Origin of the sequence: Cedecea sp. AS113 (genome assembly GCF_037152415.1) — a bacterium.
Taxonomy (GTDB): domain Bacteria; phylum Pseudomonadota; class Gammaproteobacteria; order Enterobacterales; family Enterobacteriaceae; genus Cedecea.
Map to the genome: position 1 here is coordinate 179,043 of NZ_JBBCMI010000003.1, position 24,393 is coordinate 203,435.

The following is a 24,393-nucleotide window of genomic DNA, read 5'->3' on the forward strand; positions in this document are numbered from 1 at the left end:
CGCTCTTAGTGAACCATCATGTTCAGGTTGAGGTTCCACATAATCCAGATCGAGCCAATCACCAGAATGGCAATAATCAGCACCGTAAAGGCGAAGGCCACCAGGTTCCAGCGCTCACTCGACGAGGTGTTCAGATGCAGGAAGCACACGAGGTGCACCAGAATCTGGACGACTGCAGTCACCAGGATCACGGCAAGCATGGTGCCGTGAGAGGCCGTGCCTTCCATTACAATCCAGAACGGAATAGCCGTCAGGATGATAGACAGGATAAAACCTGTCATGTAGGTCTTCACGCTACCGTGGTGGGCGCCGCTATGTTCAGTTGAATGACTCATTACATTGCCCCCATCAGATAGACTACAGAGAATACGCAGATCCAAACCACGTCAAGGAAGTGCCAGAACAGGCTCAGGCACATCAGACGCGCACGGTTGGTGCTGGTCAGGCCGCGGCGGGAAACATGAATCATCATGAATGCCATCCACACCAGACCGGAAGTGACGTGCAGACCGTGGGTACCGACCAGCGCGAAGAACGCTGACAGGAAGCCGCTGCGATCCGGGCCGAAGCCTTCTTTGATCAGGTGATGGAATTCATAGATTTCCATCCCAACGAAGCCTGCACCGCACAGGAAGGTCAGCGCCAGCCAGGAGATAACCTGGCTTTTGTTGCCTTTATTCATGGCGATAATCGCCATGCCGTAGGTGATGGAGCTCACCAGCAGCAGGGCAGTTTCAACGGCCACGAACGGCAGCTCGAAGATGTCTTTCCCTGCCGGGCCACCTGCGGTGCCGTTCACCAGAACGGCATAGGTCGCGAACAAGCAACAGAACAGAATGCAGTCGCTCATCAGGTAGATCCAGAAACCAAAGACCTTATTGGTTCCCGCATCGTGGTGCCCGTGCTCCGCGGCGTGGGCGTTATTTACAGTCTCAGTTGCCATTTTTCAGCCCTGCTTTGGTGAGTTCTTCGAAATGCTGATTTTCCAGTTTTTCGACTTCAGCCACCGGAACATAGTAATCCACATCTTCGTCGAAGCTTTTCGCAATCCAGGTGATAACGATGCCGGCAAAGCCAACAATCGCCAGCCACCAGATGTGCCAGATCATGGCAAAGCCAAACACGGTGCTGAATGCAGCGATGATGATACCGGCTGCGCTGTTACGCGGCATATGAATCTCTTCATAGTGCGCAGGCTGCTTGTACGCTTCACCTTTCTCTTTCATCTCCCAGAATGCATCACGCTCGTGAACGTGCGGCAGGTGGGCGAAGTTATAGAACGGAGGTGGGGAAGACGTTGCCCACTCCAGCGTACGGCCACCCCATGGGTCACCGGTCAGATCGCGGTTCTGCTCGCGGTCACGGATAGAAACGTAGAACTGAATCAGCTGGCACAGAATGCCCAGAGCGATCAGCGCCGCACCACAGGCTGCAACAACCAGCAGGGTGTGGAACTGTGGATCGATCTGCTGGCTCAGACGACGGGTCATGCCCATGAAGCCCAGCACGTACAGCGGCATAAATGCCACGAAGAAACCGATAATCCAGAACCAGAAGGCGCGTTTGCCCCAGGTTTCGTTCAGCGTGAAGCCGAACGCTTTTGGCCACCAGTAGGTCAGACCTGCGAAGCAACCGAAGACCACGCCGCCGATGATAACGTTGTGGAAGTGTGCAATCAGGAACAGGCTGTTGTGCAGCACGAAGTCCGCGCCCGGCACCGCCAGCAGAACACCGGTCATCCCACCGATAGAGAAGGTGACGATGAAGCCAGTGGTCCACAGCATCGCGGAGTTAAAGACGATGCGGCCCTGATACATGGTGAACAGCCAGTTGAAGATCTTCACCCCGGTCGGGATGGCGATAATCATGGTGGCAATACCGAAGAAGGCGTTTACGTTCGCCCCGCTGCCCATGGTGAAGAAGTGGTGCAGCCAAACGATGAACGACAGAACGGTAATCGCGATGGTCGCCCACACCAGGGAGGTGTAACCGAACAGACGCTTTTTAGAGAAGGTTGCAACCACCTCAGAGAACACACCAAACACCGGCAGCACCAGGATATAAACTTCCGGGTGGCCCCATGCCCAGATGAGGTTGATGTACATCATCATGTTGCCACCCATATCGTTGGTAAAGAAATGGGTGCCAAGGTAGCGGTCAAGGGTCAGCAGCGCGACGGTCACGGTGAAGATTGGGAACGCGGCGATAATCAGTACGTTAGTACACAGCGAAGCCCAGGTGAACACCGGCATTTTGAACATGGTCATACCCGGGGTACGCATGTTCAGAATGGTCACAAAGAAGTTAATACCTGTCAGTGTCGTACCGATACCGGACAGCTGGAGACTCCAGATCCAGTAATCGACCCCGACGCCCGGACTGTACTCAATCCCCGATAGCGGTGGATAAGCCACCCAGCCGGTCTGAGCGAATTCGCCCACGCCCAGTGACAGGTTAACCAGCACCACGCCGACAACGGTGAACCAGAAGCTCAGGTTGTTCAGGAATGGGAAGGCAACGTCACGCGCGCCAATCTGTAAAGGCACAACGATGTTCATCAGGCCGATAACAAATGGCATCGCTACGAAGAAGATCATGATAACGCCGTGGGCGGTAAAGATCTGATCGTAGTGGTGAGGCGGCAGGAAGCCTGCTTCGCCGGCGGAGGCCAGTACCTGCTGGCTACGCATCATTACCGCATCGGCAAAGCCGCGCAGCAGCATGACGATAGCGACGATAATGTACATCACGCCGAGGCGTTTGTGGTCAACGGAGGTTAGCCACTCTTTCCATAAATATTCCCACTTACCGAAGTAAGTGATAGCCGCAAGCAGCGCCAGTCCTCCGACGATGATTGCCGCAACCGTAACCATGACAATTGGCTCATGGTACGGGATTGCATCCAGTGTAAGTTTTCCGAACATCGTATTATTCCTCGGCCCCTTAGTGAGAGGTTTCCGCGTGACTCATGTCCATGCCTTCCATACCTTCCATGCCTTTCATATCGTCATGGGAAGCCTGTTCACCTTCCGGCTTGGTCATGTGCATGCTCCCGTGTCCCATAAATTTGTTAATCACGTCTTTAAACAAATCAGGTTTAACACTGGAGAAGTATTCGACTTTGTTGTATTCGCTTGGCGCGGCCAGTTTCTCGTAGGTCGCCATATCGTTCATGACTTCAGGAGACTGTTTCGCTTTAGCAACCCATTGGTTAAAGGTGTCCATGTCCGGCGTGGCGATAGCCTTGAACTTCATGCCGGAGAAACCTTTACCGCTGTAGTTTGACGAAATACCGTCGTAGGTGCCGGCTTCATCGGCAATCAGGTGCAGTTTGGTCTGCATACCTGCCATTGCGTAGATTTGGCTACCCAGGCGCGGAATAAAGAAGGAGTTCATCACCGAGTTAGAGGTGATTTTGAATTCCACTGGGGTATTGGCCGGGAAGGCGATTTCATTCACCGTAGCGATACCCTGCTCCGGATAGATGAAGAACCATTTCCAGTCCATGGCGATAACTTCGATGGTCACCGGCTTCGCTTCATGTTCCAGCGGGCGGCTAGGTTCAAGAGAGTGAGTGGTTTTCCAGGTCAGTACCGCGAGGAAGATAACGATAAGGATAGGAATCGTCCAGACTACAGCTTCCACTTTGTTCGAGTGCGACCAGTTAGGGCTGTATTTGGCGTCTTTGTTGGATGCCCGATACTTCCAGGCAAAACCGATAGCCATTGCAATTGCAGGGATAACGACAATCAACATCAGGCCGATGGCCGTCAGTATCAGTGAACGTTGTTCCAGTCCGATCTGTCCTTTGGGATCCAGGAGTGCAGAATCACAGCCACTGAGTAAAAAAGCGCCTGCGATTAATGACAACCATCCCAAACTTTTATTGTATTTCCTGAGTCTCATTTAACGACCTCAATTCCAGGGAGCTCTATTGTCGTTTAAAGTGTGCCGGCATTTTACGGGAAGGTTACATTACTGTAAACATGAATGGCGCAGTGTCAGTAGGGTGTTACCGGGTTCTGCCTACGATGTCACACAGAATGCAACAAACTGTAAAATCTAGCGTTGGTGCGCGGGCTCCGCAGGTTATAACGAAAACCTATGTTGGCGGAAATAGTCCGGGGAAATGAGTATAACCAGTCAAATTAAAATACATTTAATTAACAATGCGGCAGCATTTGTCACATGTTTCCAACAAATATTAATTTCTCACCGGGCTGAATCGTTAAGGATAATCTTTTAATGCTTATTGAACAAAGTAATTAAAGAAAACTGTATTTAATTACGATAAATAGTCCTCGACGGTAACACTTTATGGCCTGGGTAATTAATAGACAAAAAAAGTAACTATCCGGTATTAATTACATTTTCTTAATCACAAAGCAGGTGAAAACGACAGGGTTAAGGGCGTTAAGTAGCCACTTTATAATCAGGGATAAGATCATGGCAGGACATATTTCACCCATTATTGGTATCGATCTCGGCACATCCAATAGCGCCGTGGCCTGGTTTGGTGCTGCGGGGACAACGTTAATTTTGGGCCGCCGCGGTGAGCGTTTAACCCCTTCCGTTGTCGGGCTGGATGACGATGGGCATCTGCTGGTTGGCGAGGCGGCAAAGGCCCGACTGGTTAGTCATCCTCATCTCACTGTCGCCAGTTTCAAGCGTTATATGGGCACCGATAAAACCTTCACTCTTGGCCAGCAGTCATTTCGTGCTGAAGAGCTTGCCGCGTTAGTGCTGAGAAAATTAAAAGCGGATGCCGAAGTTACGCTTGGCCGCAGCGTCACGCGTGCGGCCATTACCGTACCGGCTTACTTCAACGATACCCAGCGTAAGGCGGTGAAAGCTGCCGGGCAGATGGCCGGTCTGGACGTTGAGCGCCTTCTTAATGAGCCCACCGCAGCCGCGCTGGCCTACGGACTGGCCGACAGCCGTGAGCAAAAATTCCTGGTCTTCGACTTAGGCGGCGGAACGTTTGATGTCTCCATCGTCGATATGTTTGAAGGCGTCATAGAGGTGCGCGCCAGCAGCGGCGATGCCTGGCTGGGGGGCGATGATTTTACCGAAGCAATCCGCCAGTGGATGCTAAGCCACTATCCCCAGCTAACGCTTGATGACCCGGCGTTTGCCGCAGAACTGACCCGCCAGGCGGAATCGTTAAAACGCCAGCTCAGCAATCAGGAAAAAGCCACTGCGAAACTGACTTGCGGTGGTGAGGAATACGGCTGGGATATGACCGAAGAGGCTTTCCAGGAATGTTGCAGTGGGCTGCTGTCCCGCCTGAAAAAACCGGTGGTTCAGGCGTTACAGGATGCGCAATTTGACGTTGCGCAACTCGACCACGTTATTTTGGTGGGCGGCGCAACCCGTATGCCGCTGGTTCGCCAACTAGTGACCCGCATGTTTGGTCGCTTCCCTCGTAATGAACTGAATCCTGACGAAGTGGTGGCGCTGGGCGCCGGCGTTCAGGCCGGACTTATAGCGGAAGACAAAGCGCTGGACGACGTGGTGCTCACCGATGTGATGCCTTATTCATTGGGGATCGAAGTGGCCCGCCGGCACGGGGACAAAATAGAAGAAGGCTTTTTCTCGCCGCTGATTGAGCGCAACGCCTTCGTGCCGGTTAGCGTGATGCAGACCTTCAGCACCATGAATGATAACCAGCGCAAGATCGAGATTGAGGTTTATCAGGGAGAATCCCGCAAAGTCAGCAACAACCTGCGCCTGGACAGCATGTCGATTCAGATCCCGCCGCGCAAAGCGGGGGAAGTTAGCGTGGACGTGCGTTTCACCTATACCCTTGACGGCATCCTGGAAGTGGAATGCAGAGTCAGCGGCGAGCAAACCGCGTCCACAATGGTTATCGAGAAATCGCCGGGCATGCTCAGCGCTGAGGATATTGCAAACCGCTTAAAACAGCTGGACGCGCTCAAACAACATCCCCGGGACGTGCCTGAAAATCGCCAATTGGCTGCCGAAGCGGCAAAACGCTATGAGCAGACCCTGGGAGACAGACGCCAGATTATCGATCATTATGCGACGCAGTTTGAACAGGCGCTGGACCGCCAGGATCTGCGTGTTATTGCTGCCGCGCGGGACGACCTGCGTCGGGTGTTAGACCAGCTTAACGACGGACTGTAAAGATGGCGACGATATGGGATGTGCTGGGCATTGAGCCTACAAGAGATGAAAGCGAAATTCGTCGGGCTTATGCCCGGGAGCTAAAGCTACGGCGACCGGACAAAGACCCGAAGGGGTTTCAGGCGTTGCGCGAGGCGTTTGATAGCGCCAAACGCTATGCCAGTTCGACGGTTGTTCTGAACGACGAAGATGAGCATTTCCCGGGTAAACCTGAACCTACGCCGATGATGGATTATGTTCGGGAACTGATGCAGGAGCAGACCTCTCAGCCACAAACACTCTGGAGCAAAAATGAACTCTGGGAACAGGCGCAGTCAGTTTCGACTCTGTTAATCAGGGATGAACTTGAAGGATTGGGGACGCTGCATCGTTACCTTGATAATGAAATCCCCGATGCACTTGAAGCCCGACACGTGTTTAGCCTGATGCTCGCCGAAGCACTAAGCGAGCAGAAGTGGCTTAACCGCAGCCTTTTAAATGAAGTCTCTGCGGTGATGGACTGGCAGATTGACAGCTACCGCTCATCTCAACTTCCTGACTGGCTGGTACATGCCCTCGAACAGCAGATTGCGATAACTAACCGGGAGAACTACTGGCAGTATCTGGCCAGGCAATATGGAGGCAATCGTTATGCTCAGTTGAAATGGCGGCTGCTGACGGAAAAAGGGATGGCGATTCCAGGGTGGGTAAGGCTGGTTCCCGATCTGCTGTCGCAGCTGGCGAAGCAGGTGGGGGAATTACGCCAGCAGTCGCCCGCATTGTTGGAGCGCCTTAATCCTTCACTCCTTGAGGTGCTGCAAAAACCAACCCTGGCGCTAAGCTGGGGAGCCATCATTGCCGTAGTTTTCTGGGGGTATACGGCCTGGCTAACGGGCCATGAGTCACCGAAAGCCGCGTTTCAGTCAGGCGTCATGCTGGCCGTAGTGGCGACTTTTCTCTGGGGATATCCGTTTCTTGAACGCCGATTTAAATCCGGAGGAGCGGCAAGCAAATGCGTCCATACTGTTTTCTGGCTGGCATCGTGGCTGCTTCTTGAGATGGCATTTTATAGCGCATGGCGTGGAGCGAGCGCATGGCAGGGAAAAGATGTCATAACGATGCGGGCGCTGGTTATCCTGCTCTTCCTTGTTATCCCGGTGGGATGGGCGCTTTGGCAAAGACGTGGAGATTGGCGTAACTTACCTGTCAGGATTGTGGTTGTTGTCCTGATGTTCCCGGTTTTATTTATCCGTCAACTTCCTCCCCTGGTGAATCTATTGGGCATGATATTGCTGCCTATGCTTTATGGCATCACCATCGAAATGGTTTACTTCATAAAATAAAAAAGCCCCCGGTTTATGCCGGGGGCTTTTGCATCAAACGTTGTGCATCAGAACATCAGCACCATCCACGGGTAGCTGATAAGCATCAGCGAACAGAGGAAGATAGCGCCAAAGATGGTACCCATTCGCCAGTAATCTTTGGTTGGCAGGTAGCCGCTGCCGTAGTAAATCGGGCTTGGACCGGTGCCGTAAGGGGTGATGATCCCCATCACGCCGAGCGAGGTCACCATCATCAGGCAGAAGACAGGCATATTGATACCCGGAATGGATGCGGCGATGGTCAGCGTGGCCGGCAGCAGGGCGGTGGTGTGCGCCGTGGTGCTGGCAAATAGATAGTGCAGCAGGTAGAACGCCACCAGCAGCATCACCGCCGACACCTGCGGGTCGAAGCCGTGCAGCAGCGCGGCACCTTCTTTACCCAGCCAGGCAATAAAGCCCACGCGAGCGAGGCCATCGGCCAGCGCCACCAGGGTGGCAAACCAGGCAAAGGTATTCCAGGCCGGTTTATTGCTGATAATGTCGTTCCAGTTCAGCACGCCGGTCCACAGCATCAGGATAATAACCAGCAGAGCGGCCATGGCAGGCTCAATCCATGCGGCGGCAAAAATCCACATCAGCAGGGCGCTGCAGACAAACAGCAGCAGCAGGATTTCGTTGCGCGACAGTTTGCCCAGTTTTTCCAGCTCTGCGGCAGCCCATTTCGGCACTTCGTCATTCACCTTCACTTCCGGCGGATAGAACCAGTAAGCCAGCAGCGGCATGGTGAGGATCAGCAGCACGCCCAGCGGCAGGAAGGCCAGGAACCACATGCCCCAGGAGATCTCAAAGCCGATGATGCTTTTCACCAGCGCCAGTGCCAGCAGGTTCGGTGCCAGCGCGGAGAGGAACATCGAGCTGGTGATACAGGCGGCGCTGATCGCCACCCACATCAGGTAAGAGCCAATTCTGCGCGAGCTTGGGTCATTGGGCAGAGAGCCATACAGCGGCGGCAGGTTAGCAATAATCGGGTAAATCGTGCCCCCACTGCGCGCGGTGTTAGACGGAGTGAACGGGGCGAGAAGCAGGTCGGCGAAGGTGATCGCGTAACCCAGCGTCAGGCTGCGTCGGCCCAGGTATTTCACCAGGATCAGCGCCAGACGGCGGCCAAACTGCGTTTTGTCGTAGCCGGCGGCAAACATAAAGGCGCCGAAGATCAGCCAAACGGTGGAGTTGCTAAAGCCGCTGACCGCCCACTGGAAGGACTGGCTCGCCAGCTTAAATTTAGGGTCTGCCAGCTCGGCCGGGCTAAACAATAGCCACTGGCTGAACAGCGCGATAACCACGATGCCTGTCAGCCCGATAACTGCGCCTGGTAAGGGTTCGAAGATAAGCCCGACAATCACCCCGACGAAGATGGCGAAGAAGTGCCATGCGTAGGGCTCTAATCCGGCCGGAACCGGAAGCAGTAATATAATGATGCTGATAAGGATAGGTAAAAATAGCAATATCAAGCGCTTTTTATTCCCCGCGTTCGGGGGCGATGCTTTCGCTGTCGCGCTTATTGGTGAGGTGTTAGTCATAGCCTGTGCCTTAAAGTTATCATGATGAATTCGATTAATATTCCCTGCAAAACCTGTTTCCCGACTTTTATTTCCACCTCATCTTTTATAGGCAGAATTTTATACATTCATGATAGTTTTTTTAACCGGTGCAAATCTGACCGCCCATCGCACCTGCTCCCTGCCTCCATTTAACCTCATATTTATTGAGTGATAAGCGATTGTTTCTCGAATCCTTCATCATACTGAAACAATGGGAGATTATCCCTTCTTTTACGCTCCTGCTGGCCGTGTCAGGTATTTGATTTTGGTTTCTGTATAGCAAAAAGCCAACGATTTTATTTAACTAAAAAATCCGCTTCATTTATATCCATAGTCTTTAAGTGGTTAAAGATCAAATCGTAACCTGATGTAAATAAGCCGCTTCGCTGATTGCCATCGACTATTCAGTAGAAGCAAAGTGATATAAAACCTTTTGTTATTTATGGTTATTATTTGTATTTGCTTTTTTTAAGGCGTTGACTAACATTCGAAAAATATATTCCGCAAAATTGCCGTTTCTGTTCTCTAATTCAAATTACGTTACTCCCTGATAATTGTGTTGCCTGCCGGGGCTATTCATTGAGTGCCGGACAATGTCGACCTCACCTGCTGGAATGATAAAGAATGAACTCCAAAACTCCGATCCTGAAGCCACTCACCTTGCCCAACGGCGCGGTGCTGAAAAACCGCCTGATCATGGCGCCGATGACCACCTGTACCGGTTTTTACGACGGCAGCGTGCCCAGCGATTTGGTTGAGTATTACCGCGAACGCGCGGGCACCATCGGCACCGTTATCGTCGAATGCTGCTTTATCGATCCTAAAGGCCCCGCTTTCCCCGGTGCTCTGGCTATCGACAGTGACAACAAAATTCCTGGCCTGGCGCGAATTGCCAGCGCGATTAAATCCCGCGGCTCTAAAGCCATTCTGCAGATTTATCACGGCGGCCGAATGGTTGAGCCGGAGCTGATTGGCGGCAAGAAGCCCGTCGCGCCGAGCGCCATTGCCGCGCCGCGTGAAGGGGCCACCACGCCAGAAGCCCTGACTGCCGAAGAAGTGGATGTGATGATCACCAAGTTTGGCGATGCCGTGAACCGTGCAATCAAAGCCGGATTCGACGGCGTGGAGATCCACGGCGCAAACACTTACCTGATTCAGCAGTTCTATTCGCCAAACTCTAACCAGCGTGACGATAAGTGGGGCGGCAGCCGCGACAATCGCGCCAGGTTCCCGCTGGAAGTGCTCGAAATCACCCACAAAATGGCCAGCCGCTTCGCCGATGCTTCCTTTATTATCGGCTACCGTTTCTCGCCGGAAGAGATTGAGGTGCCAGGCATCCGCTTCGATGACACCATGTACCTGCTGGAAAAGCTGGCGGAAAGGGGCGTTGATTACGTGCACTTCTCCGTGGGCTACTTCAAGCGTGCGTCGATCGTCGATACCAAAGATCCGACCATGTTGATCAACAAGTATCTGGCGATGCGGTCTGAAACGCTGGCGAAAGTGCCGGTTATCGGGGTGGGTGGGGTCGTTAACCGCACTGATGCCGAAGAAGCGCTGGGCCTCGGGTACGACCTGATTGCCGTCGGGAAAGCCTGTATTGCCTACCCGGACTGGGCCGATCGCATTCTAAAAAATGAAACGCTGGATCTGTTCATTGACAGCACCAAGCGTGAAGAGCTGCTGATCCCTGAGCCGCTGTGGCGCTTCTCGCTGGTCGATGCCATGATCCGCGACACCAGCACCACTGGCCGCAAATACAAAGCCGGGGTCTTCCAGGAAAAAGTGGAGGCCGAAGCGCTCAAGCTCAAAATCAGCGTCACGCTCGACACTGACCGTATCACCGACATTACTCTGGTGCAGGACGATTCGGTGGATGTCGATTTCACCCCAAGTTTCGAAATTTTGCGCTCGCGTATGCTGGTGGCCAACAGCCCGTATGTGGATGCGGTGACCGGAGCAACGGCACAAAGTGAGGCCCTGAAGAAAGCGGTCTCCCGCGCGATGACCACCTCCAGCAAAGAACATGTGATTGAAGAAGGCGGCAACCCGGATGCACCTCAAAGCTACGATGTGGCGGTGATCGGCAGCGGCGGTGCAGGCCTGGCGGCGGCTATTCGTGCTTCCGACGCCGGTGCCCGCGTGGTGATCATCGAGAAGATGCCAACCATCGGCGGCAACACCATCAAAGCCTCCGTGGGCATGAACGCCGCGGAAACGCGCTTCCAGGCGATGAAGGGCATCAAAGACAGCAAAGAGCTGTTCTACGATGAGACGCTGAAAGGCGGTAAATTCAGAAACAATACCGAGCTGTTGAAAGAGTTCGTCGAGCGCGCGCCAGGCGCCATTGACTGGCTGGCAAGCCTGGATATCGTCCTGAACGACATTACCATCACCGGCGGGATGAGTATTGACCGTACACACCGCCCGGCAGACCGCTCGGCCGTTGGTGGCTTCCTGATAAGCGGCCTGGTCAACAACGTCAACCAGCGCAGCATTGACGTACTGCTGGATACCACCGTGGAAGAGATTCTGCATGAAAACGGCGTGGTAACCGGGGTTAAGGTCGCGAACGAATATAACGAACACCATATTCTGCTGGCGAAAAGCGTGGTTGTGGCTACCGGTGGCTTCAGCGCCAACCGTAAAATGGTTGTTCACTACCGCCCTGAGCTGAAAGGTTTTGTGACCACCAACCATAAAGGTGCGACCGGGAGCGGTATTGCCCTGCTGGAGAAGATCGGCGCCGGTACGGTGGACATGGATCAGATCCAGATCCACCCGACCGTGGAGCAAACGACTTCTTATCTGATCTCCGAGTCCATTCGCGGCGGCGGGGCTATTCTGGTCAGTCAGGAAGGGCAGCGCTTCTTCAATGAGCTGGAAACCCGTGACAAGGTTTCCGCAGAGATTATCGCTCTGCCGGAGAAAAGTGCCTGGATCCTGTTTGATGAGCAGGTACGCCAGAACAACAAAGCGGCGGATGAATATATTGCCCGTGGGTTTGTGATCAGCGCGCCAACGGCGGAAGAGCTGGCGGTGAAGCTGAATATGGATGCGCACGCGCTGCAGCAAACGCTGGATCGCTACAACGGCTTTGTGAAGCAGAAAAAGGACGAAGACTTTGGGCGTACCACCGGGATGCGTTTCCCACTGGACACTGGGCCATACTACGCGATCCGCATTGCGCCGGGGGTTCACCACACGATGGGCGGTGTCACCATTAACACCAGCGCAGAAGTGGTAACCGAACAGCATCAGGTGATTCAGGGCGTCTGGGCCGCGGGTGAAGTGGTGGGCGGCATTCACGGTGCAAACCGCATCGGCGGCAACGCCGTCGCCGATATCATCATCTTTGGTACACTTGCCGGGCAAAACGCGGCAGCACACGCGCTGGCTTAAGGCGATAAAAAAGCCGGCAGGGTGACCTTGCCGGCTTTCTCAGACCGGGCGTTTATCCGCCCGGTTTTTTTATTCTTATCAGATAAGTGACGTTTTGCGCAGGGCGAGGAAGTCCAGCAGGCCGCCAAACAGAATCCCGCCGATGGCGAACAAAGCGCCCCATTCCAGCAGCTGTAAACCAAATGCCCATTCGGTTAGCCCCAGCGCATTGCTGATAATAACCAGCAGCCACGCCGCCAGCAGCAGGCAGCCAAAGCCCAGAATACGCAGCGCCAGGCGGTAAGCCGGAGCAAATTCACTGCGCGTCATGAAGGTTTCGTTTTGCTGGGTGAACTCCATCGTGCGCTTACAGACCAGTAATAATAGGATCCCCGGTACTGCGGCGACGACAGAGAACAGGTAGAACGTCGGCCAGCCGTGGGCTTCCACGAACCAGCCGGCAATCGGGCCGACATACACGCGGCCCACGGCGGAAAGCGCGGAAAGCAGCGCAAACTGGGTGGCTGAGAATGACTTGTTGCACAGCGTCATCAGCAGCGCCACGAAGGCTGCAGTGCCCATGCCGCCGCAGAGGTTCTCGAAGAACACCGCGCTTGCCATGGTAATCATGTCTTTATCCGTTACCGACAGCAGCCAGTAACCGGCGTTGGACACGCCCTGCAAAATGCCGAAGATCAGCAAGGCGCGGAACAGCGTCAGCTTTTGCATCAGCATTCCGCCAAGCAGCGCGCCGAAAATGGTGGCGCACAGCCCCAGCGTTTTATTCACCACGCCGACTTCACCGGCATCAAAGCCAACGCCACGGATCAGGAACGTGGTGGTCAGGCTCATGGCGAAGGCATCGCCCAGCTTATAAAGCACAATCAGCAGCAAAATCAGCCAGGCATTGTTGCGGCCAAAGAAGTCACGCAGCGGTTCAACGACGGCGCGCTCCAGGCTTTTAGGGACGGGGACGGCATCTGTAGGCTCTGGCGCCAAAAGCGTGGCGATAATACAGGGCACAAGCAGGGCTGCCATCAGCCAGTAGGTGGCCTGCCAGCCTAAATAGCGGTCCGCCAGCCAGAGCGCGAGACCGCCGGAAACCAGCATTGCCAGGCGGTAGCCCAGCACGCTGATGGCGGCACCGGTCCCGCGTTCCTCGGCAGACAGAACGTCAGTTTTCCAGGCATCAAAGACGATATCCTGGGAGGCAGAACAGAAGGCGATGATCACCGCCAGGGCAGCCATCCAGCGCAGCTGCGAGGAGGGTTCAAGGAACCCCATGGCGGCGATTGCCACCAACAACAGAATTTGCGTGATTAACAGCCAGCCACGACGACGCCCGAGCAGCGGCGGGGTATAGCGGTCCATTACCGGCGACCAAAGAAACTTAAAGACGTAGGCCTGGCCCACAAGCGAGAAGAAACCGATGGTTTTCAGGTCGATGTTTTCGACGGTCATCCAGGCCTGAAGCGTACCTGAAGTCAGGGCTAGAGGCAGGCCGGACGCAAAGCCCAGAATCAGTAAAATGGCTGATTTTGGCTGCTGAAAGATGCGCAGATAATGATTGGACATAGGGGAATTGTACAAACTCTGTTGTTGGCCCGCGTGAGCAGGCCAACGGGGTAAAAATTAACGAGCGTTCTGCTTAACGAAGTCGTGAACGCTGGTGTCCTGAGCCATATCCGCAATGGTATCGGTCAGCACGGAGTTAACCGCGTCAGCGATATTTTTATTGGTAGCCTGGAACGCGCCTTCAACGTTATAGCTGGAGCGGTAGTTCTTGGTCATCTTGTTACCGTTCTTCGCGGTAGCAATGATGGAGATATCCGCTTTAGTGGCGATGTTGTAGCGCACGTTACCCTGGGAAACGTCTGCATACAGCTGGTTAACGATGATCTGCAGATCAACCGGGCTGTTTGGCCCAATCATATAACCGCGGGCGGTCATCTGTTTCTCCAGCACTTCCTGCAGCAGGAAGCGCAGATCGCGGGATGGCGTTAGCGTGACTAGCTGATTGTCGCGGGTCACCTTCGCCAGCGCCTGGCTGGTACGCTGATCGGCACCGTTGATGCTTAGCGTCACGCCCATCAGGCTTGGATCCTGCTGTGGCAGGGTGATCTTTGGTGACACTTCAATGGTGGTTGGCGGTGTTGCGCAGCTGGCCAGCATAAACATGGCAACCAGCGGGAAAAGTAATTTTTTTAACATGTTCGCTTTCTCAATGTACTCAAAGGGCAGGCTGATAAAAAATCACGCCATCATAACACTGCGGTCGTGCAGGGGAAGTGCTTAACGCACGGAATTTCATCGCGTTGCCATTTTTCCGGGCTTCAGCAAAACCTTCTGACACTTTTCATTCGGTTTAGTGCCTTAACCCTATGAACGTTCTGATAACCGGGTGAAGAAAGGCCCGCGAAAGTTAAATTTTTGTTGTGTTCAAAGCAAAATCTGGCTAAAAGCGGCTAACATTTAAAGGGATGAGTGGCATCTCTACGTTGTCGAGGAGAAAGTTCATGCTGATACGCGAGCAGATAGAAGAGAAGTTAAAAGCCGCCTTTACCCCCGCGTACCTGGAAGTCGTGGATGAAAGCTATCGTCACAATGTCCCGGCGGGCTCCGAAAGCCATTTTAAGGTGGTGCTGGTTAGCGATCGTTTTACCGGCGAACGCTTTTTAAACCGCCATCGCATGATTTATGGCACATTAAGTGAGGAACTGGCAGGCCCGGTACACGCGCTGGCGCTGCATACTTACACCGTCAAAGAGTGGGAAGGGCTGCAGGACACGGTGTTTGCCTCCCCGAACTGCCGTGGCGCGGGCAGCATTGCCTGATTAACCGCTAAGCGTTTGCAACTAAGGGAACTTTTCCGTTATGTTGCGGTATGTATACTGCGTTTCCCAAAACGGCCTGCGGGCCGTTTTGTTTTGCCTGCCTCTTTAAGGGAGCGGGCAAAGAAGAATAAATGACAAAGAAGTGTGAAAAAGGCCGCAGCCGAGCGCTATTGCCGTTCTCGACTCACCCCTGTGATGCCGCTATAATGCTGCGTCTTATTTTTTGAATGTCTTCGGGATGATTCTGACGACAGGGAATGTGTTTCTGATTCAGAGAACATCCTGGTTCTGTGAAGCCACCAGGGCTTCCAGAGTTGACCGAGCACTGTGATTTTTTGAGGTAACAAGATGCAAGTTTCAGTTGAAACCACTCAGGGCCTTGGCCGCCGTCTCACGATTACTATCGCTGCAGACAGCATCGAAACCGCTGTAAAAAGCGAGCTGGTCAACGTAGCTAAAAAAGTACGTATCGATGGCTTCCGTAAAGGCAAAGTGCCGATGACCGTCGTTGAGCAGCGCTACGGTGCTTCCGTTCGTCAGGACGTGCTGGGCGAGCTTATGAGCCGCAACTTTATTGATGCGATCATCAAAGAGAAGATCAATCCGGCTGGCGCACCTAACTATGTGCCGGGCGAATACAAACTGGGCGAAGACTTCACCTACGCGGTAGAGTTTGAAGTGTACCCAGAAGTTGAGCTGCAGGGTCTGGAAGCCATCGAAGTTGAAAAACCGGTTGTTGATGTGACCGACGAAGACGTTGATGCGATGCTGGACACCCTGCGCAAGCAGCAGGCGACCTGGAAAGACAGCGACGCTGCAGCGACTGCAGAAGATCGCGTTACCATCGATTTCACCGGTTCCGTTGACGGCGAAGTGTTCGAAGGCGGCAAAGCCTCTGACTTCGTGCTGGCAATGGGTCAGGGTCGTATGATCCCTGGCTTCGAAGACGGCATCGTTGGCCACAAAGCGGGCGAAGAGTTCACTATCGAAGTAACCTTCCCGGAAGAATATCACGCTGAAAACCTGAAAGGGAAAGCGGCGAAGTTCGACATCGTGCTGAAGAAAGTTGAAGCGCGCGAGCTGCCAGAATTCACCGAAGAGTTCATCAAGCGTTTCGGCGTTGAAGATGGTTCCGTGGCTGGCCTGCGTACCGAAGTGCGTAAAAACATGGATCGCGAACTGAAAGGCGCCGTGCGTAACCGCATCAAGTCTCAGGCAATCGACGGTCTGGTTAACGCTAACAACATCGACGTGCCAGCTGCGCTGATCGACGGCGAAATCGACGTTCTGCGTCGCCAGGCTGCACAGCGTTTCGGTGGCAACGAGAAACAGGCTCTGGAACTGCCACGTGAACTGTTCGAAGAGCAGGCTAAACGTCGCGTTGTTGTTGGTCTGCTGCTGGGCGAAGTGATTCGTACCCACGAGCTGAAAGCTGACGAAGAGCGTGTTAAAGGTCTGATCGAAGAAATGGCTTCTGCCTACGAAGATCCGACTGAAGTCATCGAGTTCTACGGTAAAAACAAAGAGCTGATGGACAACATGCGCAACGTTGCGCTGGAAGAGCAGGCTGTTGAAGCCGTTCTGGCTAAAGCGAAAGTGTCCGAAAAAGCGACCACTTTCAGCGAGCTGATGAACCAGCAGGCGTAAGTGCTTTTTGGCTGATTAGCCAAAAAACGCAGCATCGGGCCCGTCACCTTTTGGTGGCGGGCTTTTTTATTGCTAAATCACACGATAAGCCATCAATAAAACCCCATTTCAGGGTTAGCGTAACAACAAAAGGTTGTTATGCTTGAAACAGGGCAAATCATCCCCATTATTCGGGTGAGGTTCCATTAACAATCCCTGACTGACTCCGTCCAGAATCGGCGCAAGGAACATAGTCAATATCCTGCGTCTCAAGTAGAATCAGTACAGTAGGCTTAATTACTCCAGGAGACGGACATGTCATACAGTGGCGAACGAGATCAATTAGCACCCCATATGGCCCTGGTGCCGATGGTTGTTGAACAAACATCCCGCGGCGAACGTTCATACGATATCTATTCTCGTCTGCTTAAGGAGCGCGTCATCTTCCTGACCGGTCAGGTAGAAGATCATATGGCTAACCTGATTGTGGCGCAGATGCTGTTTCTGGAAGCAGAAAACCCGGAAAAAGATATCTATCTTTACATCAACTCTCCGGGTGGCGTAATTACGGCCGGGATGTCGATTTACGACACCATGAAGTTTATTAAGCCTGACGTCAGCACCATTTGTATGGGCCAGGCTTGCTCGATGGGCGCATTCCTGCTGACCGCTGGGGCAAAAGGTAAGCGTTTCTGCCTGCCGAACTCCCGCGTCATGATTCACCAGCCGCTGGGCGGCTATCAGGGCCAGGCGACGGATATCGAAATCCACGCTAAAGAGATCCTGAAAGTGAAAGCACGTATGAACGAGCTGATGGCGGAACATACGGGCAAATCGCTTGAACAAATCGAGAAAGACACCGAGCGCGATCGTTTCCTCTCCGCAAGCGAAGCGGTAGAGTACGGTTTAGTTGATTCGATCCTGACTCACCGTAACTAATGCCCGAAGCTTTAGGCCGCTATACTATAGTCAACGTCGCGGCCTGACTTAACGCTTCACTATCGGCTGCGCCGTAGAGTGGCACTTGTGCTACCGGTGGTAGCACACAGAAACAGAGAAGAGGTTTTACTGATGACAGATAAGCGCAAAGACGGTTCAGGCAAACTGCTGTACTGCTCTTTTTGCGGCAAAAGCCAGCATGAAGTGCGCAAGCTGATTGCCGGGCCGTCAGTGTATATCTGCGATGAGTGTGTCGATTTATGTAACGACATCATTCGCGAAGAGATTAAAGAAGTTGCGCCGCACCGTGAACGCAGTGCGTTGCCAACGCCGCACGAAATTCGCCACCATCTTGACGATTATGTTATCGGCCAGGAGCAGGCGAAGAAAGTGCTGGCGGTTGCGGTTTACAACCACTACAAACGTCTGCGCAACAGCGACACGTCCAACGGCGTTGAGCTGGGTAAAAGCAACATCCTGCTGATCGGCCCGACAGGTAGCGGTAAAACGCTGCTGGCAGAAACGCTGGCTCGCCTGCTGGATGTGCCATTTACTATGGCCGATGCAACCACGCTGACCGAAGCAGGTTACGTGGGCGAAGACGTTGAAAACATCATTCAGAAGCTGCTGCAGAAATGCGACTACGACGTACAGAAAGCCCAGCGCGGCATCGTGTATATCGATGAGATCGATAAAATCTCCCGCAAATCTGATAACCCGTCCATCACCCGTGACGTGTCCGGTGAAGGTGTACAGCAGGCGCTGCTGAAGCTGATTGAAGGCACCGTGGCTGCCGTTCCACCTCAGGGTGGCCGTAAGCATCCGCAGCAGGAATTCCTGCAGGTTGATACCTCCAAGATTCTGTTTATCTGCGGCGGCGCATTTGCAGGCCTGGATAAAGTGATCGCCAACCGCGTGGAAACGGGTTCTGGTATCGGCTTTGGCGCAACGGTAAAAGCGAAGTCTGAGAAAGCCAGCGAAGGCCAGCTGCTTGGCCAGGTAGAACCGGAAGATCTGATCAAATTTGGTTTGATCCCTGAGTTTATCGGTCGTCTGCCGGTGGTCGCAACCTTAAGCGAACTGAGCGAAGACGCGCTGATCCAGATCCTGAAAGAGCCGAAAAATGCGCTTACCAAACAGTATCAGGCATTGTTCAACCTGGAAGGCGTAGAGCTGGAATTCCGTGATGAAGCGCTCGACGCGATTGCGAAGAAAGCGATGATCCGTAAAACCGGTGCTCGTGGCTTGCGTTCCATCGTGGAAGGCGCGCTGCTGGACACCATGTACGATCTGCCATCTCTGGACGACGTGGAAAAAGTGGTGATTGACGAGTCCGTCATCGCTGGCCAGTCCAAGCCGCTATTAATTTATGGTAAGCCGGAAGCACAGCAGGCATCCGGTGAATAATTCGCCAGAATAACCAGTCAGTTAATAAGAAAATGGGGGATTTTATCCCCCATTTATTTTTCCTGCATTCCCACAGTTGAATGTCCGGGAAACAGCCCCATATACTGATTTACTTGTTGGTGGAGCGGAAGCGTTCACCAAATCACCTGGCGGACACTAAACTAAGAGAGAGCTCTATGAATCCTGAGCGTTCTGAACGCATTGAAATCCCCGTATTGCCGCTGCGCGATGTGGTGGTTTATCCGCACATGGTTATTCCACTGTTTGTCGGGCGTGAAAAATCCATTCGCTGCCTGGAAGCTGCAATGGACCATGATAAGAAAATCATGCTGGTGGCGCAGAAAGAGGCTTCGACGGATGAGCCAGGTGTTAACGACCTGTTCACTGTAGGTACCGTTGCTTCAATTCTGCAGATGCTGAAACTGCCCGACGGTACAGTAAAAGTACTGGTAGAAGGGCTTCAGCGCGCGCGTATCACCACGCTGTCTGACAACGGCGACCACTTCTCTGCGCAGGCGGAGTACCTGAACTCGCCGGCGATTGAAGAGCGCGAGCAGGAAGTGCTGGTTCGCACCGCAATTAATCAGTTTGAAGGCTACATCAAGCTGAACAAAAAAATTCCACCAGAAGTGCTGACGTCGCTGAACAGCATCGACGATCCTGCACGTCTGGCCGATACCATTGCCGCCCATATGCCGCTTAAGCTGTCGGACAAGCAATCTGTGCTTGAGATGTCCGATATCAACGAGCGTCTGGAATACCTGATGGCGATGATGGAGTCGGAAATCGATCTGCTGCAGGTGGAGAAACGCATTCGCAACCGCGTTAAAAAGCAGATGGAAAAAAGCCAGCGCGAGTACTATCTGAATGAGCAAATGAAGGCGATTCAGAAAGAACTGGGCGAAATGGACGATGCGCCTGATGAAAATGAAGCGCTGAAGCGCAAAATTGACGCGGCAAAAATGCCGAAAGAAGCGCGCGAGAAAACCGAAGCCGAGCTGCAGAAGCTGAAAATGATGTCGCCAATGTCTGCGGAAGCTACCGTGGTGCGCGGCTACATCGACTGGATGGTTCAGGTTCCGTGGAACGCCCGCAGCAAGGTCAAAAAAGATCTGCGTCAGGCGCAGGAAATCCTCGATACCGACCATTACGGTCTGGAACGTGTGAAAGATCGCATTCTGGAATACCTCGCAGTCCAAAGCCGTGTCAACAAGCTGAAAGGGCCAATTCTTTGCCTGGTTGGGCCGCCGGGGGTAGGTAAAACCTCTCTGGGCCAGTCCATCGCTAAAGCCACGGGTCGTAAATACGTGCGTATGGCGCTGGGCGGGGTGCGTGACGAAGCGGAAATCCGTGGTCACCGCCGGACCTACATCGGCTCTATGCCGGGTAAACTGATTCAGAAGATGGCCAAAGTCGGCGTCAAAAACCCGCTGTTCCTGCTGGATGAAATCGACAAGATGTCTTCCGACATGCGCGGCGATCCTGCTTCTGCGCTGCTGGAAGTCCTTGATCCAGAACAGAACGTGACGTTTAACGATCATTACCTGGAAGTGGACTACGATCTCAGCGACGTGATGTTTGTGGCGACCTCTAACTCCATGAACATTCCGGCGCCGCTGCTGGATCGTATGGAAGTGATTCGCCTGTCTGGCTATACCGAAGACGAAAAGCTGAACATTGCCAAACAGCACCTGCTGCCGAAGCAAATTGAGCGCAACGCCCTGAAAAAAGGCGAGCTGAAAGTGGATGACAGCGCCATTGTGGGCATCATTCGCTACTACACTCGTGAAGCGGGCGTCCGTAGTCTGGAGCGTGAAATCTCCAAACTGTGCCGTAAAGCGGTGAAACAGCTGCTGCTGGATAAATCGCTCAAGCACATCGAAATCAACGGCGACAACCTGAAGGATTACCTTGGGGTGCAACGCTTTGATTACGGCCGTGCCGACAGCGAAAACCGCGTAGGCCAGGTGACCGGGCTGGCGTGGACGGAAGTGGGCGGCGATTTGCTGACCATCGAAACCGCCTGCGTACCGGGTAAAGGCAAGCTGACTTATACCGGCTCCCTCGGTGAAGTTATGCAGGAGTCTATCCAGGCGGCGCTGACCGTTGTCCGTGCTCGTGCTGAAAAACTGGGTATCAACGGTGACTTCTACGAAAAACGTGATATTCACGTTCACGTGCCGGAAGGGGCAACGCCAAAAGACGGCCCAAGCGCCGGTATCGCAATGTGTACCGCGCTGGTGTCCTGCCTGACAGGGAACCCGGTTCGTGCCGATGTGGCAATGACCGGTGAAATTACCCTGCGTGGCCAGGTATTGCCGATTGGTGGCCTGAAAGAGAAACTGCTGGCAGCGCATCGTGGCGGCATCAAAACCGTGCTGATCCCGGACGACAACAAGCGCGATCTGGAAGAAATTCCGGACAACGTGATTGCAGACCTGACGATTCATCCTGTGAAGCGTATTGAGGAAGTTCTGGCCCTCGCGCTGCAGAATGAGCCTTCCGGCATGCAGGTGGTCACCGCAAAATAGTGACCTGACGCAAATACAGTCAATAAAATTAGGGCTGGTAAGTGAATTGTCACTTGCCAGCTTTTTTTTGTGTCGCTAATTTAGTTGCTGGCTGAGCTTATCGTCCACAACTCCTGTTGTAAGGGCATGACGAGCCTGTTATAACTGCTGCGCGGTCGCGCCTGAGGGATATCAGGTGCGATATAAATTATAAAGAGAGGAAGAGAAGAGTGAATAAATCTCAACTGATAGACAAAATTGCCGCAGGTGCTGATATTTCTAAAGCCGCGGCTGGACGTGCATTAGATGCTGTTATTGCTTCTGTTACTGAATCTCTGCAGTCCGGGGAAGACGTAGCACTGGTAGGTTTTGGTACCTTTGCTGTTAAAGAGCGTGCTGCCCGTACTGGCCGCAACCCTCAAACCGGTAAAGAAATCACCATCGCCGCAGCAAAAGTACCAGGCTTCCGTGCTGGTAAAGCGCTGAAAGACGCTGTTAACTGATTTATTGGCCCCGACTGACTGGGGTAGATGGTGTCAGGTATCGCAGGGGCGCATCATTTGATGTGCCTTTTTTATTGCCTGAAGCCGAATTTTACGCAGGTGTTGATGATTTGCAGCGGGTTTCTTGTCACAATACGCCCTTGCGCGCAGCACAGGGCAGCTTGAGTCATTAAGGATGCCAGCTTAGCGCCTGCGCAGGTTTACCAAGTCATACTACAGCGGAGTGTTGTTACACCATGATGGACAATTTACGAGCGGCGGCTAACCATGTCGTGCTCAAGATCATTCTGGGTTTGATTATCTTGTCATTCGTTCTGACTGGCGTGGGTAGCTACCTGACTGGCGGTAACAATAATTATGCCGCAAAAGTAAATGGCCAGGAGATTGGCCGTGGCCAGTTCGAAAATGCCGTAGCGAACGAACGTAATCGTCAGCAGCAGCAGCTGGGCGACCAGTTCTCCGTTCTTGCCGGTAACGAAGGCTACATGAAGCAAATGCGCCAGCAGGTTCTCAACCAGCTGATTGATGAATCGCTGCTTGACCAGTACGCCAAACATCTGGGCCTCGGTATCAGCGACGAGCAGGTAAAAATGGCTATCTTCAGCCAGCCTGCCTTCCAGACTAACGGTAAGTTCGATAACGCTCGCTATAACGCCATCATCGGCAATATGGGATTAACTGCCGACCAATATGCACAGGCGCTGCGCAATCAGCTCACCACCGACCAGCTGATCAAAGCCGTGGTCGGCACCGACTTTATGCTCACCGGCGAAACCGACGAGCTGGCGGCATTGGTCTCCCAGCAGCGCGTCGTGCGTGAAGCCACAATCGACGTGAAAGTGCTGGCCGCGAAGCAAGGCGCTTCCGAGCAGGAAATCAACGCCAACTACGAGCAGAACAAAAACCGCTACATCACCCCTGAACAGTTTAAGGTTAGCTACATCAAGCTGGACGCGGCTTCCATGCAGGAAGAGGCCAGTGATGCGGACGTTCAGGCTTACTACGACCAGCACAAAGACGAATTCACCCAGCCGCAGCGTAACCGCTACAGCGTGATTCAGACTAAAACCGAAGATGAAGCGAAAGCGATTCTCGACGAGCTGAACAAGGGCGGCGATTTTGCTGCACTGGCGAAGGCTAAGTCTGCTGACATCATCTCTGCCCGCAACGGCGGTGATATGGGCTGGCTGGAAGCCTCTACCACGCCTGACGAACTGAAAAATGCCGGCCTGAAAGAAAAAGGTCAGCTGTCCAGCGTCGTTAAATCTTCCGTTGGTTTCCTGATCGTTCGCCTGGATGACATCCAGCCTGCCGTTGTGAAGCCGCTGGCGGAAGTTCGCGATGGCATCGTGGCTAAAGTGAAGCAGGAAAAAGCCGTTGATGCTTACTATGCGCTGCAGCAGAAAGTGAGCGATGCCGCGAGCAACGACAACGAATCTCTGGCAAGCGCTGAGAAAGTCGCCGGGGTTAAAGCGGTTGAAACTGGCTGGTTCGGCCACGACAACCTGCCGGAAGAGCTGAACTTCAAACCGGTTGCCGACGCTATCTTCAGCGGTGGTCTGGTGGGTGAAAACGGTTCGCCGGGCAGCAACTCAGACATTATCACCGTCGATGGCGATCGCGCTTTCGTCCTGCGTGTTTCCGAGCACAAAGCTGAAGCGGTTAAACCACTCACCGAAGTGCGTGACCAGGTGATTGCCGCCGTGAAGCAGCAGAAAGCGGAGCAGCAGGCGAAGCTGGATGCTGACAAACTGCTGAACGCGCTGAAACTGGGCAAAGGCAGTGACGAACTGAAAGCAGCGGGCCTGAGCTTCGGCGAAGCGAAAACCCTGAGCCGTACCGGGCAGGATCCGATCAGCCAGGCCGCCTTTGGGCTGCCTCTGCCGGCGAAAGACAAGCCGAGCTATGGCGTCGCCAATGATATGCAGGGCAACGTTGTGCTGCTGTCTCTGGATGAAGTGAAAGCAGGCTCTATGCCGGACGAGCAGAAAAAAGCGATGGTGCAGGGGATCACCCAGAACAATGCCCAGATTGCTTTCGAAGCGCTGATGTCCAACCTGCGCAAAGAAGCGAAGATCAAACTGGGCGATAGCATCGACCAACAGCAGTAATCCTCGCAAATTTTTGCAACGCAGTGTAATACC

At 53.5% G+C, this 24,393-nt stretch carries 17 protein-coding genes; 10 read left to right on the forward strand and 7 right to left on the reverse strand.

Annotated features, from left to right (window positions below; genetic code table 11):
- Nucleotides 1-5: 5 nt before the first annotated feature.
- The 4 genes from WFN87_RS04795 to cyoA are packed head-to-tail and all read right to left on the reverse strand — an operon-like array spanning nt 6 to nt 3,906.
- On the reverse strand, nt 6-335 hold the full coding sequence (locus WFN87_RS04795) for a cytochrome o ubiquinol oxidase subunit IV (protein ID WP_008454594.1): 330 nt from the start codon (nt 333-335) through the stop codon (nt 6-8).
- The gene (locus tag WFN87_RS04800; protein WP_008454595.1) at nt 335-943 is read right to left on the reverse strand and encodes a cytochrome o ubiquinol oxidase subunit III; all 609 of its coding nucleotides are present in this window, start codon (nt 941-943) and stop codon (nt 335-337) included. The genes WFN87_RS04795 and WFN87_RS04800 overlap by 1 nt, the downstream gene beginning before the upstream one ends.
- Nucleotides 933-2,924, reverse strand: a complete 1,992-nt coding sequence (cyoB, locus tag WFN87_RS04805) for a cytochrome o ubiquinol oxidase subunit I (RefSeq protein ID WP_166994416.1) — start codon at nt 2,922-2,924, stop codon at nt 933-935. The genes WFN87_RS04800 and cyoB overlap by 11 nt, the downstream gene beginning before the upstream one ends.
- Before the next feature lie 19 nt (nt 2,925-2,943).
- Nucleotides 2,944-3,906, reverse strand: coding sequence for a cytochrome o ubiquinol oxidase subunit II (gene cyoA, locus WFN87_RS04810; RefSeq protein ID WP_008454597.1), 963 nt, complete (start codon nt 3,904-3,906; stop codon nt 2,944-2,946).
- A gap of 540 nt (nt 3,907-4,446) precedes the next feature.
- Between cyoA and WFN87_RS04815 the strand changes: the two genes are divergently transcribed.
- The gene (locus WFN87_RS04815) at nt 4,447-6,147 is read left to right on the forward strand and encodes a molecular chaperone HscC (protein WP_336982996.1); all 1,701 of its coding nucleotides are present in this window, start codon (nt 4,447-4,449) and stop codon (nt 6,145-6,147) included.
- A 2-nt stretch (nt 6,148-6,149) separates the two neighbouring features.
- Nucleotides 6,150-7,469 (forward strand): molecular chaperone DnaJ, encoded by a 1,320-nt coding sequence (locus tag WFN87_RS04820; protein ID WP_336982995.1) that lies wholly within the window; start codon nt 6,150-6,152, stop codon nt 7,467-7,469.
- 47 nt (nt 7,470-7,516) lie between these two features.
- Here WFN87_RS04820 and WFN87_RS04825 read toward each other — a convergent pair whose 3' ends face one another.
- Nucleotides 7,517-9,028: an anion permease gene (locus WFN87_RS04825; RefSeq protein WP_336982994.1), complete on the reverse strand. Its 1,512-nt coding sequence runs from the start codon at nt 9,026-9,028 to the stop codon at nt 7,517-7,519.
- A 645-nt stretch (nt 9,029-9,673) separates the two neighbouring features.
- On the opposite strand from WFN87_RS04825, the gene WFN87_RS04830 reads away from it, so the two are divergent.
- Nucleotides 9,674-12,451, forward strand: a complete 2,778-nt coding sequence (locus tag WFN87_RS04830) for a flavocytochrome c (RefSeq protein WP_336708287.1) — start codon at nt 9,674-9,676, stop codon at nt 12,449-12,451.
- 78 nt (nt 12,452-12,529) lie between these two features.
- Here the strand turns inward: WFN87_RS04830 and ampG are convergent, their stop codons facing one another.
- Together ampG and WFN87_RS04840 are read right to left on the reverse strand one after the other, a co-directional pair.
- Entirely contained in the window at nt 12,530-14,005 is a 1,476-nt protein-coding gene (gene ampG / locus WFN87_RS04835) for a muropeptide MFS transporter AmpG (RefSeq protein ID WP_336982993.1), read from the reverse strand.
- A 57-nt stretch (nt 14,006-14,062) separates the two neighbouring features.
- Nucleotides 14,063-14,641, reverse strand: coding sequence for a lipoprotein (locus WFN87_RS04840; protein ID WP_008454604.1), 579 nt, complete (start codon nt 14,639-14,641; stop codon nt 14,063-14,065).
- A gap of 305 nt (nt 14,642-14,946) precedes the next feature.
- Here WFN87_RS04840 and bolA point away from each other — a divergent pair, with 305 nt between their 5' ends.
- The 7 genes from bolA (at nt 14,947) to ppiD (ending at nt 24,360) form a co-directional block, all read left to right on the forward strand.
- The gene (gene bolA, locus WFN87_RS04845) at nt 14,947-15,264 is read left to right on the forward strand and encodes a transcriptional regulator BolA (protein WP_008454607.1); all 318 of its coding nucleotides are present in this window, start codon (nt 14,947-14,949) and stop codon (nt 15,262-15,264) included.
- A gap of 348 nt (nt 15,265-15,612) precedes the next feature.
- Nucleotides 15,613-16,911, forward strand: coding sequence for a trigger factor (gene tig, locus WFN87_RS04850; RefSeq protein WP_008454615.1), 1,299 nt, complete (start codon nt 15,613-15,615; stop codon nt 16,909-16,911).
- Between the two features lie 294 nt (nt 16,912-17,205).
- Nucleotides 17,206-17,829 (forward strand): ATP-dependent Clp endopeptidase proteolytic subunit ClpP, encoded by a 624-nt coding sequence (gene clpP / locus WFN87_RS04855; RefSeq protein ID WP_008454616.1) that lies wholly within the window; start codon nt 17,206-17,208, stop codon nt 17,827-17,829.
- A gap of 132 nt (nt 17,830-17,961) precedes the next feature.
- A complete protein-coding gene (gene clpX / locus WFN87_RS04860) occupies nt 17,962-19,236 on the forward strand; it encodes an ATP-dependent protease ATP-binding subunit ClpX (RefSeq protein ID WP_008454617.1) in 1,275 nt (424 codons plus the stop codon).
- A gap of 176 nt (nt 19,237-19,412) precedes the next feature.
- On the forward strand, nt 19,413-21,767 hold the full coding sequence (gene lon, locus WFN87_RS04865) for an endopeptidase La (RefSeq protein WP_008454618.1): 2,355 nt from the start codon (nt 19,413-19,415) through the stop codon (nt 21,765-21,767).
- Between the two features lie 209 nt (nt 21,768-21,976).
- Nucleotides 21,977-22,249, forward strand: a complete 273-nt coding sequence (gene hupB, locus WFN87_RS04870) for a nucleoid-associated protein HU-beta (RefSeq protein ID WP_008454620.1) — start codon at nt 21,977-21,979, stop codon at nt 22,247-22,249.
- Between the two features lie 236 nt (nt 22,250-22,485).
- Nucleotides 22,486-24,360 carry a peptidylprolyl isomerase gene (gene ppiD / locus WFN87_RS04875; protein WP_336982992.1) on the forward strand — a complete coding sequence of 625 codons (1,875 nt, stop codon included), beginning with the start codon at nt 22,486-22,488 and terminating at the stop codon, nt 24,358-24,360.
- The last annotated feature ends 33 nt before the right edge of the window (nt 24,361-24,393 follow it).